Origin of the sequence: Pseudomonas putida (assembly GCF_002025705.1) — a bacterium.
In the GTDB taxonomy this organism is placed as follows: Bacteria; Pseudomonadota; Gammaproteobacteria; order Pseudomonadales; family Pseudomonadaceae; genus Aquipseudomonas; species Aquipseudomonas putida_J.
Map to the genome: position 1 here is coordinate 3663491 of NZ_CP018846.1, position 17796 is coordinate 3681286.

At 62.5% G+C, this 17796-nt stretch carries 15 protein-coding genes, 1 tRNA gene and 1 riboswitch; of the genes, 5 read left to right on the forward strand and 11 right to left on the reverse strand.

What is annotated here, in order from left to right:
* The first annotated feature begins 88 nt into the window (after positions 1–88).
* Both BUQ73_RS16595 and BUQ73_RS16600 read left to right on the forward strand, forming a co-directional pair.
* The gene (locus tag BUQ73_RS16595; protein WP_079228879.1) at positions 89–1918 is read left to right on the forward strand and encodes an SLC13 family permease; all 1830 of its coding nucleotides are present in this window, start codon (positions 89–91) and stop codon (positions 1916–1918) included.
* Positions 1919–2056: 138 nt separating this feature from the next.
* Positions 2057–3481, forward strand: coding sequence for a GGDEF domain-containing protein (locus BUQ73_RS16600; protein ID WP_079228880.1), 1425 nt, complete (start codon positions 2057–2059; stop codon positions 3479–3481).
* A gap of 2 nt (positions 3482–3483) precedes the next feature.
* Here the strand turns inward: BUQ73_RS16600 and BUQ73_RS16605 are convergent, their stop codons facing one another.
* The gene (locus BUQ73_RS16605; RefSeq protein WP_027920558.1) at positions 3484–4245 is read right to left on the reverse strand and encodes a sulfite exporter TauE/SafE family protein; all 762 of its coding nucleotides are present in this window, start codon (positions 4243–4245) and stop codon (positions 3484–3486) included.
* 99 nt (positions 4246–4344) lie between these two features.
* Between BUQ73_RS16605 and BUQ73_RS16610 the strand changes: the two genes are divergently transcribed.
* Positions 4345–5265 carry a LysR family transcriptional regulator gene (locus tag BUQ73_RS16610; protein WP_079228881.1) on the forward strand — a complete coding sequence of 307 codons (921 nt, stop codon included), beginning with the start codon at positions 4345–4347 and terminating at the stop codon, positions 5263–5265.
* Between the two features lie 116 nt (positions 5266–5381).
* Here BUQ73_RS16610 and BUQ73_RS16615 read toward each other — a convergent pair whose 3' ends face one another.
* Positions 5382–5576 carry a hypothetical protein gene (locus BUQ73_RS16615; RefSeq protein ID WP_027920560.1) on the reverse strand — a complete coding sequence of 65 codons (195 nt, stop codon included), beginning with the start codon at positions 5574–5576 and terminating at the stop codon, positions 5382–5384.
* Positions 5577–6120: 544 nt separating this feature from the next.
* On the opposite strand from BUQ73_RS16615, the gene BUQ73_RS16620 reads away from it, so the two are divergent.
* Positions 6121–8034: a tyrosine-protein phosphatase gene (locus tag BUQ73_RS16620; RefSeq protein ID WP_079228882.1), complete on the forward strand. Its 1914-nt coding sequence runs from the start codon at positions 6121–6123 to the stop codon at positions 8032–8034.
* Positions 8035–8142: 108 nt separating this feature from the next.
* On the opposite strand, the gene BUQ73_RS16625 is transcribed toward BUQ73_RS16620, so the two are convergent.
* From BUQ73_RS16625 to BUQ73_RS16640, 4 genes are all read right to left on the reverse strand, one after another.
* Positions 8143–9087: an AraC family transcriptional regulator gene (locus BUQ73_RS16625; RefSeq protein ID WP_416171829.1), complete on the reverse strand. Its 945-nt coding sequence runs from the start codon at positions 9085–9087 to the stop codon at positions 8143–8145.
* A gap of 106 nt (positions 9088–9193) precedes the next feature.
* Entirely contained in the window at positions 9194–9571 is a 378-nt protein-coding gene (gene crcB / locus BUQ73_RS16630) for a fluoride efflux transporter CrcB (RefSeq protein ID WP_079228884.1), read from the reverse strand.
* A gap of 71 nt (positions 9572–9642) precedes the next feature.
* Positions 9643–9704: riboswitch (Fluoride riboswitch) on the reverse strand.
* Positions 9705–9834: 130 nt separating this feature from the next.
* On the reverse strand, positions 9835–10551 hold the full coding sequence (locus BUQ73_RS16635; RefSeq protein ID WP_079228885.1) for a glycosyltransferase family 25 protein: 717 nt from the start codon (positions 10549–10551) through the stop codon (positions 9835–9837).
* Positions 10552–10607: 56 nt separating this feature from the next.
* Entirely contained in the window at positions 10608–11978 is a 1371-nt protein-coding gene (locus BUQ73_RS16640) for an oligosaccharide flippase family protein (protein WP_079228886.1), read from the reverse strand.
* 312 nt (positions 11979–12290) lie between these two features.
* On the opposite strand from BUQ73_RS16640, the gene BUQ73_RS16645 reads away from it, so the two are divergent.
* Positions 12291–13790: a sensor domain-containing diguanylate cyclase gene (locus BUQ73_RS16645; RefSeq protein ID WP_079228887.1), complete on the forward strand. Its 1500-nt coding sequence runs from the start codon at positions 12291–12293 to the stop codon at positions 13788–13790.
* Positions 13791–13956: 166 nt separating this feature from the next.
* Here the strand turns inward: BUQ73_RS16645 and BUQ73_RS16650 are convergent.
* From BUQ73_RS16650 to BUQ73_RS16670, 5 genes are all read right to left on the reverse strand, one after another.
* Positions 13957–14032: transfer RNA gene (locus BUQ73_RS16650), tRNA-Gly, on the reverse strand.
* Between the two features lie 63 nt (positions 14033–14095).
* Complete coding sequence (gene pgsA, locus BUQ73_RS16655) at positions 14096–14656, reverse strand: CDP-diacylglycerol--glycerol-3-phosphate 3-phosphatidyltransferase (RefSeq protein ID WP_079228888.1); 561 nt, start codon at positions 14654–14656, stop codon at positions 14096–14098.
* A 33-nt stretch (positions 14657–14689) separates the two neighbouring features.
* Positions 14690–16513: an excinuclease ABC subunit UvrC gene (gene uvrC / locus BUQ73_RS16660; protein ID WP_079228889.1), complete on the reverse strand. Its 1824-nt coding sequence runs from the start codon at positions 16511–16513 to the stop codon at positions 14690–14692.
* 6 nt (positions 16514–16519) lie between these two features.
* On the reverse strand, positions 16520–17158 hold the full coding sequence (uvrY, locus tag BUQ73_RS16665) for a UvrY/SirA/GacA family response regulator transcription factor (RefSeq protein WP_027920570.1): 639 nt from the start codon (positions 17156–17158) through the stop codon (positions 16520–16522).
* A 63-nt stretch (positions 17159–17221) separates the two neighbouring features.
* A complete protein-coding gene (locus tag BUQ73_RS16670) occupies positions 17222–17611 on the reverse strand; it encodes a helix-turn-helix domain-containing protein (protein WP_079228890.1) in 390 nt (129 codons plus the stop codon).
* Positions 17612–17796 lie beyond the last annotated feature (185 nt).

Genomic DNA, 17796 nt, shown 5'->3' on the forward strand with positions numbered 1-17796 from the left:
AGCACATCAACACCACCTTCACCGCAAGCTGCCACACTGACTGCTACTGTCTTTCGTGCCCCCTTGAGTGAAGGAACACCCCCGCCCCATGAACCAGGAACTGCTCTGGGTCCTCGGCCTGCTGGCTGTCGTCGTCATCCTCTTCGTCATCAACCGCCCGCGCATGGACGTGGTCGCCTTGCTGGTGATCCTCGCCCTGCCGCTGTCGGGCATCCTCACCGTAGAACAGGCCCTGGCCGGTTTCAGCGACCCCAACGTGGTGCTGATTGCCGCGTTGTTCGTGATCGGCGAAGGCCTGGTGCGCACCGGCATCGCCTACCGCATCGGTGAATGGATGAGCGAACGGGCCGGTAACAGCGAGGCCCGCCTGCTGGTGCTGCTGATGGTTTCGGTGGCCGGGCTGGGTTCGGTGATGAGCTCTACCGGCGTGGTGGCGATTTTCATCCCGGTGGTGCTGAGCATTGCCGCGCGCCTGAAGATTTCGCCCAGCCGGCTGATGATGCCGCTGAGCTTCGCCGGCCTGATCAGCGGCATGCTCAGCCTGGTGGCCACGCCACCCAACGTGGTGGTGCACAGCGAACTGGTACGCCATGGCGCGCCCGGCTTCAGCTTCTTCAGTTTCACCCCGTTCGGCCTGGTGGTGCTGGTGCTGGGCATCGGTTACATGCTGCTGACCCGCCACTGGCTCAATGGCGAAGTGCGCAAGGACGGCCGCGTGGAAAGCCGCCGCACGCTGCTCGACCTGGTGCTCGACTACAAGCTGAACGGCCGCGAACGGCGCCTGCGCATCCGCCCGCACTCGCCACTGATCGGCCATACCCTGGGCGAACTGGAGCTGCGCACAAAGCACGGCGCCAACGTGATTGGCATCGAACGCCAGCACAAGTTCACCACCCGGGTGATTGCCGCAGACTCGAACACCGTGCTGCACCAGGGTGATGTGCTGCTGCTCGACCTGTTCGCCAACCGCGACGACCTGCGCACCCTGTGCCAAACCATGCAGCTGGAGCCGTTGCACTTCAAGGCGGCCTACTTCATCGACCAGTCCCAGGAACTGGGCATGGCCGAGGTTTCGCTGCCGCCGGGCTCACAACTGATCGGCAAAAGCATTCTGGAGCTGGCCTTTCGCACTCGCTACGACCTCAACGTGGTCGGCCTGCGCCGCGAACAGGCGGCCATCGACGAGCAACTGGTGGAAGAGAAGCTGCGCCTGGGCGATACGCTGCTGGTGGTCGGCCCGTGGAAGGCCGTGCGCCAGTTGCAAAGCCAACCCAAGGACTTTCTGGTGCTGAGCCTGCCCGCCGAAATCGACCAGGTTGCGCCAGCACGCACCCGCGCGCCGTATGCCCTGGTGAGCCTGGCGGTGATGGTCGGGCTGATGGTCAGCGGCGCCGTGCCCAATGTCATCGCCGCGCTGATCGGCTGCCTGCTGATGGGCGCCGGGCGCTGCATCGACATGAACAGTGCCTACCGGGCCATTCACTGGCAGAGCCTGGTGCTGATCGTGGGCATGCTGCCATTCGCCCAGGCGCTGCAGAAAACCGGTGGCATCGACCTGGCCGTGGGTGGGCTGGTCAGCCTGCTGGGCGGCGCCGGCCCGCTGGCCATGCTGGCCTGCCTGTTCACAGTAACGGCTGTCATCGGCCTGTTCATTTCCAACACCGCCACCGCCGTGCTCATGGCACCGGTAGCAATCAGCACGGCAACGCAACTGGGCATGTCGCCCTACCCGTTCGCCATGACCGTGGCGCTGGCGGCATCGGCGGCGTTCATGACGCCAGTGTCGTCCCCGGTCAACACCTTGGTACTTGGCCCGGGCCAGTACCGCTTTGGCGACTTCGTCAAGATCGGCGTGCCCTTCACCCTGCTGGTGATGCTGGTGACCGTACTGATGGTGCCGTGGTTCTTCGGTCTGTAAGCAATCTGGCAAGGAATGGAGGCTATTTGCCACTAATTTGCACGAATACGGCAGATTGACATCAAGCACCCCGTGCCAACACACTGACGCGTCAATGCCCCAGGTGCTTATTGCCGTTGTCCTGGATTTCGTTTCCGCTTGTCGGTCGAGCCTATGGTTTTTCCAGCACATTCGCGCTTTTTGCCCTATATCGCCTTGTTTGGCCTGACCTTCGCCCTGACCCTCGGCGGCATCCTGGCTCGGCCTATCGAATCGCTGTCACTGTTCTGGCCAGTCAATGCGGTGCTGGCCGGCGTACTCTTGCGTTATCCACGCCAGGCCAACCTCATGGGCTTTACCCTGGTGTGGCTGGCGATGGTCGCAGCCGACCTGGCGTGCGGCAGTACCTGGGCGCCGGCCCTGTGGTTCAACCTGTGCAACCTCGGCGTGGTGGTGACGGTGTGGTGGCTGCTGTCGCGCCTGCCCCGCCTGCATCGGCGCATGCGCACTCCGCACGGTGTGCTCAGTGTATTCGGCGCCTGCGCTGCGGGTGCCGTGGTGGCCGCCAGCATGGCCTGTGCAATGGCCGCTCCGTGGTTCGAAAAGTCGCTGCAGGCCACCTGGCTGGCCTGGTTCAGCGAACAGTTCTCGACCAGCGTGCTGGTGCTGCCGATCCTCCTTACCGCCCCTTCGGCCCGCGCCCTGGTGCGCAGCGGCGCCCAGGCCATCCGCCTGGCCCCCTTGCTGGTGCTGCTGGCTTCACTGGCGTTCAGCATCGCTTTCGGCGGGCCAGGCGCCATTGCATTTCCGATTGCCGCACTGCTGTGGTGTGCCTGGACGTACTCGCCGTTCCTGGTGTCTTTGCTGACGCTCACCGCCGGCAGCACGCTGATCGTGGCCGTGGCGCAGAACCTCATGCACTTCAGCGTGCCGCAGAGCGAACCCGGGGTGACCACACTGATGTCGGCACGCCTGGGTATCGCCATGCTGGTCCTCGGGCCACTGGTGGTGGCCTGTGTCAGCCAGGCCAATCGCAGCCTGCTGGCGCGCCTGGCGCACCAAGCCACCATCGATCACCTCACCGGCCTGCTCAGCCGAAGTGCCTTCAGCCGCCGCGCCAATGCCCTGCTCGACAGCCGCCAACAACACGCCCAAGGGCTGCCGCTGACCCTGATGATGCTCGACATCGATCACTTCAAGTCGATCAACGACCGCCATGGCCATGCGGTAGGTGATCAGGTGTTGCGCCAGTTCGCCCGCACACTGCAGGACCAGCTGCACGACGAAGAACTGCTCGCCCGCCTGGGCGGCGAGGAATTCGTGGTGGTGCTCCCGGGGCTGGCGCCGGAGCGGGCCGAGTTCACCGCCGAACGCCTGCGCCGTGCCGTGCAGGACCTGCACCTGGCCCAAGGCGATGACCGCCTGCAGATCACTGTCAGCATCGGCGTCGCCGGCTGCGCAGCAGACGAAGCCGCCCCCAGCCTGGACGAACTGCTGGCGCGCGCCGATCAGGCGCTGTACCGGGCCAAGGCACAGGGCCGCAATCGGGTCGAACAGGCCGAGCCGCAGCGCCAGGTGATCTGACTTCAGCCCATCAGCAAGTCCCAGGACAGTTTGGCGATCAGTACGCACAGCAGGATCAGGAACAGCCCGCGCACGAACCCGGCGCCCTTGCGCACTGCCAGCCAGGTCCCGGTCAAGGCACCGAGGATGTTGCACGCGGCCATCGGCAAGGCGATGGCGTACAGCACATTGCCCGATGGCACGAAGAACACCAGGGCCGCCAGGTTGGTGGCAATGTTGACCACCTTCGCCGACGCCGAGGCATGCAGGAAATCGAGGGCGAAGAAGCGGATGAACAGGAAGATCAGGAAGCTGCCGGTGCCCGGGCCGAACAAGCCGTCATAGAAGCCGATCGCCCCCCCGATCAGCACTGCCAGGCACTGCTCCCGGCGGCCGATTTTCGCCGGTTTGTGCAAAGTGCCGAAGTCTTTCTTGCAGAAGGTGTAGATCGCCATCAGCACGATCAGCACCAGCACTGCCGGGCGCATCACGCTGGGTGGCACCAGCGAAACTGTGGCGGCCCCCGCAAACGACATGATGAAGGCGCTGACTGCCGCCGGCACGATAAGGCCCCAGTCCAGGGTCACCTTGCGAATGAACGAGCGTGCAGCAAACGCCGTACCGCACACCGAAGCCAGCTTGTTGCTGCCCAGCAACGCCGCCGGTTGCGCCGTGGGCAGCACGTTGAACAGCGCCGGGATCTGAATCAGCCCGCCGCCGCCGACAGCGGCATCGATCAGGCCGGCAGCGAAAGCGAACAGGGAAAGTACGGCGATATCCATCATGGCGCGGTTCCAGGCAGTGAAGACAGACTGCAAGGCTAATCAAAGCGGCGCGCTTGTGTTGAAATGCCATATTGCAATAACTGCAATAAGGAACCCTCCATGGCTTTGAACATGCTGCGCGAAATCCAGGCCTTCGTCAGTGTTGCGCACAAGCGCAGCTTTGTTGCCGCCGCACGCGCCCTGGGCCGCTCACCCAGCGCGGTGACCCGTGCGGTGCAAACCCTGGAAGACAACAGTGGGTGCAAGCTGCTCAACCGCAACGCCAACGCCGTGAGCCTCACCGAAGCCGGTGAGCGCCTGCTGCCCCATGCCGAACGCTTGCTGGATGTGCAACGCGACGCAGCCGATGAACTGGCCGCGCTCACCGGCAGTGCGCAAGGCTGGGTGCGCTTTGCCGCGCCGCAACTGCTCGGCGAGCACGTGCTGCCTGGCGTGCTGGCCAGCTTCAGCCAGCGCCACCCGCAAGTGACCCTCGACGTGCAGTACAGCGACGCGGCCCTCGACCCGTTGCACGGCAAGTTGGATTTCGTGATACGCGGCGCCTTTCCCCAATCGAGCGAACTGATTGGTTATCCACTGTGGCGCTACCACCGCCATCTGTATGCCAGCCCGGCCTACGTCGCCCGAGCCGGCATGCCCGAGCAGCCCGAGCAGTTGGACAGGCACGCCCTGATCCTGCACACCGCCCCGCGCATCCTCAAAGCCTGGCACTTCTGCCGCGACGGTCAGATCACCAGCTTGCGCCCGCATCCACGCCTGCGCCTGGGCTCTGGCGACGCGGTGTATCACGGTACCCTGGCCGGTGCCGGCATCGCACGGCTGGCCGACTGGGTGGCAGAAGCGCAGGTGAAGGCTGGGCGCCTGGTACGGGTGTGCGCGGATTACCGGCTGACCTCAAGCACCGGCCAGGACCCGCAGATGCATGCGGTGTACCCCTCCGGCGAGCTACCCGCCCGGGTGCGCGAGCTGCTGCTGGCCTTGCGCCAGGCTGGCGAAGCCGCCTTTGAACGGGCGGGCTGAGCGCTGTTCAAATTCTGCTCAATTTAACAGAGCCCGCAAATGGCCTGGCCTCCAGCACTTTATCCACAGACCTACCCACGTTTTTTGTGGACAGATTTCCCTAAGCAATGAAGGACTTATCGCACCGTCAGCAGCGCGACATTCGCCGCCTTGACCAGCTCGATCCATTCCTGCGCGCTGATCACCCCAGACTGCTCCAGAGACTCGGCACAGCGCAGCGCCTGATCGTATTGATCCTCTTCGAGGATGCCTTCGCTGAGATAACGGCTACGCCACTCCAGCATGGCTGAAGTGCCCTTCTTGCATTCCATCTATGTACTGACTCCCAAGGCAAAAGACTGGGTTCGTTATATACGACCCATTATGACGCAGCGGGAGACTACACGAGGCTTTTACACTTGAGAACGACTTGCACCTACCGCTAGTCCAGCGGTATGGCCAGGGAGAACTGCCAGAATCAGGCAGGAAACGGGCCCATCTAGCGAGGTAGACGGGCCGCAGGGCGTGAGGAGAGTCAGCTTGGCGGAATGGTGCCGAGCAGGCCGATCAGAACGGTCAACAGCAGAAAGCCACCCAGAAACAGCGCGAGCTTGCCCATCGGAACCTCTTCAATGTGATAGCAGGGACGAAGAGCATTGTCGGCTTCAGGCTGATACGGTTACAGATTCAGGTTCGAGGAAAAAAAGCGGATCAGATGATGCAGCGCCTACCCCTGCCAGCAGTTCGTCAAAGACAGAATGCGCGCCCAACAGACGGAAAGCGCAGTCATTTGCGCCGCACGGCAAGCTGTAACATTCAGTTTCATCTTCCCCACCGACAGTAGCCAGCCCAACGCATCCGATCGAGGCTACTTCTGTGTTGCAACGTCTGTTCTGTTCCCTGTCCCTGCTTACCCTGGCCATTTCCGCTGCGCATGCCGCCGACACACTCGACACGCCGCGCCTGGCCGGCATGGACAATTTCCGCGACATCGCCGGCACCACCAGCGCTTACACCACCAACCATGATGGCGTCATGCGCGCCGGGGTGTTCTACCGCTCCAATGCCCTGACCCCGACGGCAGCCGACCTCACCGTCCTCAACGGCCTGGGCATCAGCGATGTCTACGACCTGCGCACCCCCAGCGAAATCGCCAGCACACCCGACACCCTGCCGGCCGGCGCCAGCTACACCAACATCGACATCATCGGTAGCACCACCTCCGGCTCGAACATCACCAATATCTCGTTCACCAGCGCTGCCCAGGCGCGGGCCATGATGCAGGAAACCAACCGCGCCTTTGTCAGCGATGCCGGCATGCGCGGGCAGTTCAGCGTGCTGTTCAACGAACTGGCCAGCGCTGACGGCGCAGCGCTGTTCCATTGCACCGCCGGCAAGGACCGCACCGGCTGGACTGCCGCCGTGCTGCTGAGCATCGCCGGGGTCGACGACGCGACCATCATGAGCAACTACCTGGCCACCAACGACTACACCGCCGCCCGTGTGGCAGCGACGCTGGCTGCCATGCCGGCGAGCATGGCCGAGGTCTACGCGCCGCTGCTCGGAGTCGAAGCCAGCTACCTGCAGGCGGGCCTGGATGAAGTCACTGCCGCCTACGGCAGCATGGATAACTACCTGAAACAGGGCCTGGGGCTGTCGCAAGAAACCATCTACGTGCTACGCGGCAAGATGGTGCGCTACGCCACCCTGCCGGGCGAAGCCGGCCTGCTGGGCAACGCCGCTGCCGGTGCGCAGCTGCTGCGCCAGTTGCAGGACACCTCGCTGTCGGGCAGCTATAGCGCCTACAACTACTACCTGCAGTCGGCCATCGACGCCGGTACGCTGGGCGGCGTCGAGTCGACCGTGGGTGGGCAGGTGCATGCCGACGCTGCCAGCTACCTGCTGCGCCAAGGGGCGATGATCGACCGTGCGGCCGCGCCTTTCGCCGATGGCAGCGACCTCAAGGTCGGCCAGGCGCGCCTGTGGAGCACCGCACTGGCCGGCTACATGGGCACCGATGGTTCTGCACACGCCGCCAGCAGCAACGAGCACAGCCAGGGCCTGATGGTCGGACTGACCCAGCGCTTCTCCGAACAGCTCAGCGCCCATGCCGGTTTCGGCTATAGCAACGGCAATGTCGGCGGTGCCGGTGGCGAAGCGGATACCGACCTGACCTTCCTCAGCCTGGGTGCGCGCTTCGCGCCCAATGGCCTGGAACAAGGCTTGTTCATCGATGCCGATGCCAGCGCCGGTTGGCTCGACTATTCGAGCAAACGCGAACTCGGTGGCGGCCTGGGCACGGCCAAGGGCGACAGCCACGGCACCCTGGCAGGAGGCAGCCTGGCACTGGGTTATCGCCTGCCCACCGGCGCCATGGTGCTGGAGCCGAGCCTGGGGCTGCGGGTCAGCCGCGTGGACCTCAACGGTTTCACCGAGAAAGGCAGCGAACTGGCCTTGCAGGTAGATGACCTGAAAGAAACCCGACGCGCCGCCGTGGCCAACCTCAAGGCCTCCTTCGCGCCGGTGGCCATGGGCAGCTGGCAGCTGGTACCGGGGGTCGAAGTGGGTTACGAGCATGCCCTGGGCGATCATCAGGTCGACAGCGAAGGTCACTTGCTGGGGCTGGATATCGAACAGCATGCGGCCTTCGACAACCGCGACCAGTTCATTGGCGGCGTGAACCTGATGGCCAACCTCGGGGCACTGAGCGTCGGGGCTGAGGTGGCAGCCATGGGCGGGGGCGACAGCCATGGTGTCAGTGGCAGCCTCAAGGCCAGCTACGCATTCTGAAGATTTCAGGGGCTGCGTTGCAGCCCTTCGCGGGCACTGTGCCCCCTCAAGCTTGGCGCTATCCCTGTGGGAGCGGGCTTGCCCGCGAAGGGCCGCACAGCGGCCCCACTATCGGCGATCTCGGCGCATATCTGCGGGATTGAGCCCGAATGCCAACTTGAAGTACTGGGCAAACCGCCCGGCATTGCTGAAACCATGGCGCAAGGCAACCTCTGCCACAGACCCTCCCTCCCCGCGCGCCAGCACTTCACGTGCCTGCTCCAGCCGTACCTGCCGCTGATAGCCGACGATCGATGTGCCAGCAAAACGCCGGAAGCCATCCTGCAACGCCCGCAGGCTGACATTGGCCAACCCCGCCAACTCGCTGCCACTGACCTGCCTGGCGGGGTGCTCGCGCAGATAAGCCATGGCCAGCTTCACATGGCGCGGTGCGATCGCCGGTGCCGGGTTGCGCAATGCCTCACTGTAGTTGTGCGGCCAGGTTTCGAGCAGCGCGTCGACCAGCATCTCCTGCAAACGCACGGGCATCAGCAGACCCGTACTGATCAGCTGATCGAACTCGGTACCGGTTGCCAGTTCGAGCAAGGCCCGGATGCCCTGGAACGCCGGATTGCTCAGGTCGACCCGCGGCGCAAAGCGAATTGGCGCTGGCAAGGGCTGTTCAAGCAGGGTCGAAAGGCGCTCGGTAAACGCCCCGCGGCGGATCGACATGCCGCACTGGGCGTGGCCTTCGGTGATGCGCACCGAGCGAATGTCGAGCTTGTCCACCGCCAGGCCGACCTGGGCACCGCCGATCGACTCGCCGCGGTGGTCGAAGATGATCTTGCCAGCAGTGGGCAGCACAAAGGTGATTTCGTCCTGCGGCGCCGGCAGGACGATGGTGAAGTCGCCCTGGTACTGCATGCGCCGCACGCTCATGCCTTCGAAGCGGCCGTAGACGCCACCAATGGCGATGCCCTCGCCCAGCGGCGGCATGTCGGCATACAGGTTGCCGTACAGTTGCGTGAACAAAGCAGCGAACTCGTCGCTGCGCATGTCGCTGGAGCGCAGCATGAACTGCTTGCGGATCGTGCCGGGATACACCGTATCGCACACCTTGTGCCACGAAAGGGGACCGGCACACTATCAACCACGCATGACAGGTGTGTTACGCCCTGCCTCAGCCCAGCCAGCGCACCAGGGCAAAACCGGCGAAGGTCATCAGCAGCGAACCCAGCACATGGGCCGAGACCGTGGCGGCCGCCCAGCCGTAGCGGCCATGCATGAGCATCGACAGGACTTCGGCGGAAAAGGTCGAGAAGGTGGTCAGCCCACCGCAGAATCCAGTGGTGATCAGCAAGCGCCAGGCCGGGTCGAGGTTGGGCCAGCGCATGAAGAAGGCCATGGCCGCGCCAATGACGAAGCCGCCGATCAGGTTGACCAGCAAGGTGCCGAAGGGCATGCCAGGAAACAGCGAATTGAAACGCAGGCCGAACCACCAGCGCAGCACGCAGCCGCTACTGCCACCAACGATCACGGAAATGAGGGAAAGGTACATCGGCTAACTCCACAAGGTATCGAAGGCCCTGTGGGTAAACGGCAGGCATGGCCTACGCGCCCTGTCACAGGGTGTGCGTAGGCATCATCAGCGCCAAGGCGGTTCAAGGAGGAATGCCATCTCCTGAAACCGCGATGCTAATGGGTCAGCTGATACATTGCAATGTGCGCAACGCTGCAGATCGGCCGCTACAGCCTGCCGACGATATCGGCTTCGTTACCTTTGTCCAGCCGACCCGCAACGGCCGCTTTGCGCGGTATGTGTTATCGGGTTCGCCTGAGTTTCTCTGCCTTCAAGCGCCGATACAGGGCCATTAACGGCCGCAGCATGGCCAGCCGGTCAAAGATCGACAGGGCGTGCAGGTCGGTGCGCGATGGCCTTTGGTAACCCAGGTTCCAGGTGAAGTAGTAGGCCTGGATGTTCTTGTCGGTATGGATGAGGGTATTGAGGGCCGCATCATAGTGCATCGGCCCGCCGTCCGGGTGCCCGGGCGGGCGCTGCAGAATCTGCGCAAGAAAGTCTCGCAGCTTGCCCACACTCTTGCCATTCACCGCATAGAAGTGCGACAGGTGGATGGGGCGTTCGACCAGCGCCCAACCGGGGGTATCCGAGTTGCCGTCGTACGAATGGCCAAGGTAGGCGATGTCCCAGTCCATGCCTTGCAAGGACTCGATGGCCTTTTTGCCAAACGGGCCAATACGCCGGGAAAACTGGATGTCATCTTCCATGATGAGGATGTTGTCCACATTCAGGCGCACCGCTTCTTCCAGTATCTGCATGTGGCTCATGAAGCAGCCCCGGGCGCCGATACTGGGGAAGCCCTCCTGGGCGGTGGGTGTCACCGCTGGGAAGAAGCCGATTTTTTCGTTATCGATGTGGAAGCCGTTGCGGGCGAACTCGGCTTGTGTTTCCTGGCGGCGGTCCGTTCTGGACGGGATATTGATGATTCGGGTCCGATCAAAAAAGTCGATCACATTCATCTGTCAGGTCCTTGGCGCAGCTGATCAGAACAACGAGGGGCAAGCGTAAAGCGTGCTCAGGCGAACAGTTGGCTGATGAACTGGCCACACAGGGCGCCAAACACCATGACTGGCAGCACCATCAGCTCGCGCTTGATACTCAGCATGCCCAGCTGGTGGCTGGTCTTGAAGATCAGGAACAGCGTGAAGAAGGTATGCAGGGCCACACCCCAGAGTGCGTAGGTCACCCCGCCGATGGCCAGCAACAACGGCATCAAGGTGAACAGCGCAACCACCCGGATGATGTTGTCCATGGCCATGTACTTGGTCAGCCCCAGGGCCATCCATATCTGTTGGGTCAAGCCATAGCGCAAGGTGAACAGCGACAACGACAGAATCGCCATCATCTGCCCGGCGTCCTGATACCGTGCGTCATAAAGCCAATGGATGATCAGCGGGCTGGCGGTGAACAGGAAGCCGCAGGTGAACAGGGTCAGCACATCGAACATCAGCCTGAAGCGGAAATACAGGCGGCGCAGGCGCTCCATGTCGCCGCTCCTGGCCGCCTCGCTGAAGGCCGGCAAGGCCACTGCCCCGGCCAGCCGCTGCAGGCTGAGCTGGAAGGCTGCGAGAATGCCCACGGCAATCGAATACACCCCCAACTGCGCCACCGTCATGCTGCCGCCGAACCAGATCCGGTCACCCTGCATGGCGAGCACGCCGACGGCGGATGAGAGGAACACCCAGCGGCCGTAGTTGACGATTTCACGCAGCGCCGCCGGGTCCCACTGCGGGCGGTCTTTATGCCCCGGGAAGATCATGTGGCTGAGCACCGTGGTGACCAAGGTGGAGACCAGGCCGGCAGCCACCAACGCCCAGATGGAACGGGTGAGGTAGCCGATCACCAACATCACTACCAGGCCGGCGATTTGCGAAAGCAGCTCGACCAGCACCACCTTCTTCTGCTGGAAGCTACGGATGGCCACGTCGATCTTGGTCGACTGGAAGGCGAAGATGATCGCGAAAAAGCCGGTAACGGCCAGTACTGCGGGCAACTCCGGGGCGGCATAGGTGGAGTGCGGCGGCCACAATTCGAAGTGCTGGGAAACCCATGATGCCAGCGCCACCAGCTGCATTACGACAAACAGCCCAAGGCCGCGAATGATCTGCAGCGACCAGACGGTATTGAGGAACAGCGGCTCATCACCGCGCGGGCTTTGAATGATGTTCTGCCGCAGGCCCACGTCGGATAGCAACAGCAGCAACACCGAAACCGTGGTGGCAATGGCCATGAGGCCGAACATCTCTGGCAGCAGCAAGCGGGTGATGATCAGGTTGCCACCCAATCGAATGACCTGGGAGGCCACGATGGACCCGATATTCAACGCCCCGGCCAACAACACGCGCTTGCGAAGACTTTGCGAGGACGACAGATCGATCGTAGACATGGCACCCACTGATCCGGTTTTTTAAGACGTTACTATAGTCGCAATCTGCCACGTTGCTATTGAGCCAGTGTGCGTCAGATGTTTGTTCAAACTGTTTTAATCCGCTTTGCATTTTGAACAGTGACTTTGAAGATGCTCTCGCGCACACGATTGCGCCTCACTTTTTGTCAGACATTCCTACCGCGCATAATGCTATATTGCTAGCATTGAACCAGCCAGTTACCTCCTGACCGCCTGGTTAGCGACTCGCACGGACGGCCCCGGCGCACGAACCGCCAGCAAGAGAAACCGGAATCTGCATCAGGTACTGACGTGAAGCGTGACATCCACCTCGTTGTTCTTCTGCTGTTGGTCATTGGTTGTTCGCTCGCATCGCTGACGCTGTGGAAGGTGATGGCCTCCCGCGAGCGGGCGCTCGAAGAGGTCAACATCCACGGCCTGAACCTGACCCAGGCGCTGTCCACCTATTCTGAAGGCATCGTGCGGCAGAGCTCACTGCTATTGCTCGGTCTCGTCGAGCGCCTGGAAACCGAGGGCAGCGGGCCTGCGCAGATCGAACGCCTGAGCCAGCTGATCAGCCGCCAGCAGCCGTTGATGCCGCAATTGAGCGGCATCACCATTTACGCCAAGGATGGGCGCTGGCTGATGTCGTCCAACCGACCGATCCCTTTGAACGCCAACAGCAGCGATCGGGCCTACTTCATCCACCACCGCGACGACCCATCCCGGGAGCCCTTTATCGGCCTGCCCATCCGTAGCCGTGCCAACCAGGAATGGGTGATTACCATCAGCCGGCGCTTCAACGACGCCCGCGGCGAGTTCGCCGGCGTCGTGGCCGTGACACTTGGGGTGGAAAACTTCCTGCGCCTGTTCGGCCAGATCGACGTGGGCCATGACGGCGCCATCGGCCTGTCGTACACCGACGGCGCAATGCTGGTGCGTTACCCGTTTCGGGAGCAGGACATGGGGCGCAACTTCTCGAAGTCGCCCATCTACGCCAAGTACCTGGTCGACCGATCGGTGGGCACCGCCTCGTTCACCTCAAGCCTGGATGGTGTGGAGCGCCTGTATGCGTTTCGCAAGAGTGACAAGCTCCCGCTGGTGACGACGGTCGCGCTAGGCAAACGCGAAGCACTGGCGGCCTGGCAGTTCGAGGCGATGCTGTCGTTGCTGGTGGTTTCCGGGCTGCTCGCGCTGACCGGCTTCATTGGCGGGTTGCTGATTCGCGCCATGCGCCGACGAGCCGCAGTTGAAGGTGAGCTCAGAGCGGCCCAACAGCAGTTGCTTGCCAGCAATCAGCAGCTCGAGCGCCAAGCGATGCACGATGCGCTGACCGGCCTTGCAAACCGGCGCTGCTTCGACGAGGTTCTGGCCGAGGAGATTCAAAGAGCACGGCGAAACGGGACAACACTGTCGTTGCTGATGATTGATATCGACCACTTCAAACGCTACAACGACAGCTACGGGCACCCCGCTGGGGACGCCTGCCTGCAGCAGGTTGCCTACCTGCTCTCGACCTGCATCCGCCGCCCTGGCGACCTGCTGGCACGCTATGGGGGTGAGGAAATGGCGATCATTCTGCCCGACACCGACCGCGACGGTGCAGTCGCGGTTGCGCGGCTGATAATCGAGCGCCTGGCCTTGGAACCTATCGCTCACCAAGACAGCCCTTTTGGCCATGTGACCGCCAGTATCGGCATCGCCAGCGCTGCTGGAACTGACTCTGAATGTTGGCTATCGCTGCTTGAACGCGCCGACCAGGCGCTTTACATCGCCAAGGAGGCGGGCCGCAATCGCCTGCATGTCGACTGATCGAAGGCGTACAGTGGTTTGCGTTGACTGCAGGAGGGCGAACAAATCAGAGCATGGCGCTTCATCCGAAATGGCCCGCTGGTGATTTCCGCCGAAACGAAAAAAGGCCCCGAAGGGCCTTTTTTCACGACTTGCAGACTTCAAGCGAACTCTGCAGGTCTTTATTTGGAGCGGGAAACGAGACTCGAACTCGCGACCCCGACCTTGGCAAGGTCGTGCTCTACCAACTGAGCTATTCCCGCGTCGTGATGGGTGCCATTCTAGCGATATCTGAAACGGCGTCAACCCCTTGATTCAAAAAAGTTTTATTTTTGCTCTGAGCCTTCGCGCAGGTGCGGCCAGGCGGCCAGCAGGTAGTGCACCATCGACCACAGGGTCAGCGCAGCTGCCACCAGCAGCAGGCCGTAGCCCAGCACCACCCAGAAGCTCACCACCGGCGGGTTGCCCAGCAGGATCACCAGCGCCAGCATCTGCGCTGCGGTCTTCCATTTGCCGAGGCTGGACACCGCCACGTGCGCCCTCGCCCCCAGTTCGGCCATCCACTCGCGCAGCGCCGACACGACGATCTCGCGACCGATGATCACCGCCGCGGGCAGGGTCAGCCAGAAGTTGGCGTGCACCTGCACCAGCAGCACCAGGGCCACGGCCACCATCAGCTTGTCGGCCACCGGGTCGAGGAAGGCGCCAAACGGGGTGCTCTGCTGCAGGCGACGCGCCAGGTAGCCGTCCAGCCAGTCAGTGGCGGCGGCGATGGCGAACACCGTGCTGGCGGCCATGTAGCTCCAGTGATAGGGCACATAGAACAGCAGGATGAAGATCGGGATGAGCAGGACGCGTAGAACGGTGAGCAGGTTTGGAATATTCATCGGTACGACTGGCTGCGGGTTGAGCCCGGCATTCTACTCGCTATGCAGGCTGGCATAAATCGACTCGGCAAGCTTTTTACTGATGCCGGGGGCTTTGGCGATCTCATCGATGCTGGCGCGGTTGAGCTCTTGCAGGCCGCCGAAGTGCTTCAGCAGATCGCGGCGGCGCTTGGGCCCTACCCCGGCAACGTCTTCCAGGCTCGATGTGCGGCGGGCCTTGCCACGCCGGGCACGGTGACCGGTGATGGCAAAACGGTGGGCTTCGTCGCGTATCTGCTGAATCAGGTGCAGTGCCGGGTTGTCGCCCTTGAGGGTAAACTCATGGGCCACGTCGTTGAGGTACAGGGTTTCGAAGCCGGCCTTGCGGGTCACACCCTTGGCCACGCCGAGCAGGGTCAGGTCGGTGAAGGCCAGCTCCTGCATCACTTCGCGGGCCATGTTCAGCTGGCCCTTGCCACCGTCGACCAGCAGCACGTCGGGCAATTTACCTTCGCCGTCCTTGATGCGCCCATAACGGCGGGTCAGGGCCTGGTGCATGGCGGCATAGTCGTCGCCGGCGGTGACGCCTTCGATGTTGAAGCGACGGTAATCCGACTTGATCGGGCCTTCGGGGCCGAACACCACGCAGCTGGCCACTGTGGCTTCGCCGCTGGAGTGGCTGATGTCGTAGCACTCAAGGCGCTGCGGCACTTCATCCAGGCCGAGCACTTCGGCCAGGGCCTCGAAGCGTGCGGCCATGTGCTGGCGGTTGGCCAAGCGGGCATTGAGTGCCTGTTCGGCATTGGTCACCGCCAGTTGCTGCCAGCGTGCGCGGGTGCCGCGTACGCGATGGCTGATGATCAACTCACGACCGCGCAGGCTCTGCACGGCTTCAGTGATGGCCTCGAAGTCTTCGTGCACCACGTTGACGATCAGTTCGCCGGGCAATTCGCGCTCGGCATTGCCCAGGTAGTACTGCGACAGGAAGGCGGCCATGACTTCGGCCACTTCCTCCTCGATGCCCACCTGCGGAAAGAAGTTCTTGCTGCCCAGCACCCGGCCGCCACGCACGCTGATCAGGTGCACGCAGGCACCGCCCGGGTTGACGAAGGCGGCCACCACATCGACGTCGCCGGAGCCACCTTCGATGTACTGTTGGTCCTGAACCCGGCGTAACAAGGCAATCTGGTCGCGCAGTTCGGCGGCCTTCTCGAAATTGAGGGCCATGGCGGCTTTTTCCATGGCTTCGTTGAGCTCATTGCCCAACTGCTGGCTGCGCCCTTCAAGGAACATCACCGAGTGGCGCACGTCCTCGGCATATTCCTCGGCCGTGACCAGCTGGGTGCACGGGCCTTTGCAGCGCTTGATCTGGTACTGCAGGCACGGGCGGGTACGGTTGGCGAAATAGCTGTCTTCGCACTGACGCACGGAGAAGGCCTTCTGCAGCAGGCTGAGGCTCTCGCGAATGGCGCCAGCACTGGGGTAAGGCCCGAAATAACGCCCCTTGGCTTTCTTCGCCCCGCGATGAATCCCCAGGCGAGGGAATTCGCCATCCGACAGAAACACATACGGATAGGACTTATCGTCACGTAACAGAATGTTGTAAGGCGGACGCCACTGCTTGATCAGATTCTGCTCGAGCAGCAGCGCCTCGGTCTCATTGGCAGTGATGGTGGTTTCAACCTGGGCGATACGCCCTACCAGCGCGGCAGTTTTCGGCGCCAGGCCAGTCTTGCGAAAATAGCTGGCCAGGCGCTTCTTGAGGTTCTTGGCCTTGCCCACGTAGAGCAGCCGCGCCTCGGCGTCGAACATCCGGTATACGCCCGGGCGACCGCTGCAGGTCGCCAGGAACGCGCTGGCATCAAAGACTTGTGACATGAGGGTTTACAGGCTTGCGTCAACCATACCGTGGCGAACGGCCAGCAAGGTCAGTTCGACGTCGCTGGTGACCGAGAGTTTTTCGAAGATCCGATAACGGTAAGTATTGACGGTCTTGGGCGACAGGCACAACTTGTCGGAGATGATCTGCACTTTCTGGCAGCCGACGATCATCAGGGCAATCTGGATTTCCCGCTCCGACAGCGCATCGAACGGCGAGCCCTGGGGCTGGAACGACTTCAACGCCAGTTGCTGAGCGATCTGCGGGCTGATGTAGCGTTGGCCGGCAAAGGCCAGGCGAATGGCCTGAACCATTTCGTCCAGCCCTGCGCCCTTGGTCAGGTAACCGGCGGCACCGGCCTGCATCAGGCGGGTGGGGAACGGGTCTTCTTCACATACTGTTACAGCCACCACCTTGATATCGGGGTGGCTGCGCAACAACTTGCGGGTGGCTTCGAGGCCGCCGATCCCAGGCATCTTCACATCCATCAGCACGACGTCAGGCTTCAGTTCCCGGGCGAGCTTCAGCGCCGATTCGCCCGAATCCGCCTCACCCACCACCTGCAGGCCGTCGATATCGGCCAACATGCGAGTAATACCGGTTCGAACCAGATCGTGATCGTCGACCACTAGGACCCTAATCAAGCAGACACCTCGTCAACAGGGCGATTGGATCCCGCCACCTTAACAAAATTTTTCATGACGGACCTAGCGTAAAACTTCCTTCAGAAACGTCTGACGCTCATGACGCGGCTGGCGCATCATCTCGGCACTGCTGCCCTCACCCACCAGACGCCCCAGCAGATGCCACATGGCCGCCTTGTCAGCCGCCGGTAAACGCCGAAATGCGCCCAGTAGACCCGTTTCATCCGCTGTCAGGCTTTCCAGCGGTGCCGGTGTGCGCTCCCCGCTAAGCACATAAAGCGCATCCACACCCCGGATCGCCAGCGCTGCCAGGTAGTCCGCCCTAGGCGTGCGCTCACCACTTTCGTACTTGCCTTGGGCGTTGGGCTCGACGCCACCGATGTCGCCAAATACCCGCTGGGTCATGCCCAGCCGTTCACGCTCTTCCCGCAGACGTGGACCGAGTCCTTTCATATGACGTTTCTCCTTGTTCCTTTGCCGTCATGGGTACCGCTCACAATCCTGTAAGCAGTTGCAGACTGTGCAGTCACTATGCCCATCACCGACCAGCGTCGCAAGCCAGTATTGCGCCACCACCACTCCCCTGCGAGGCCTTGATTTGCACGGCATTTATGCCCTCCAGCCTTGCAAACCTGCAC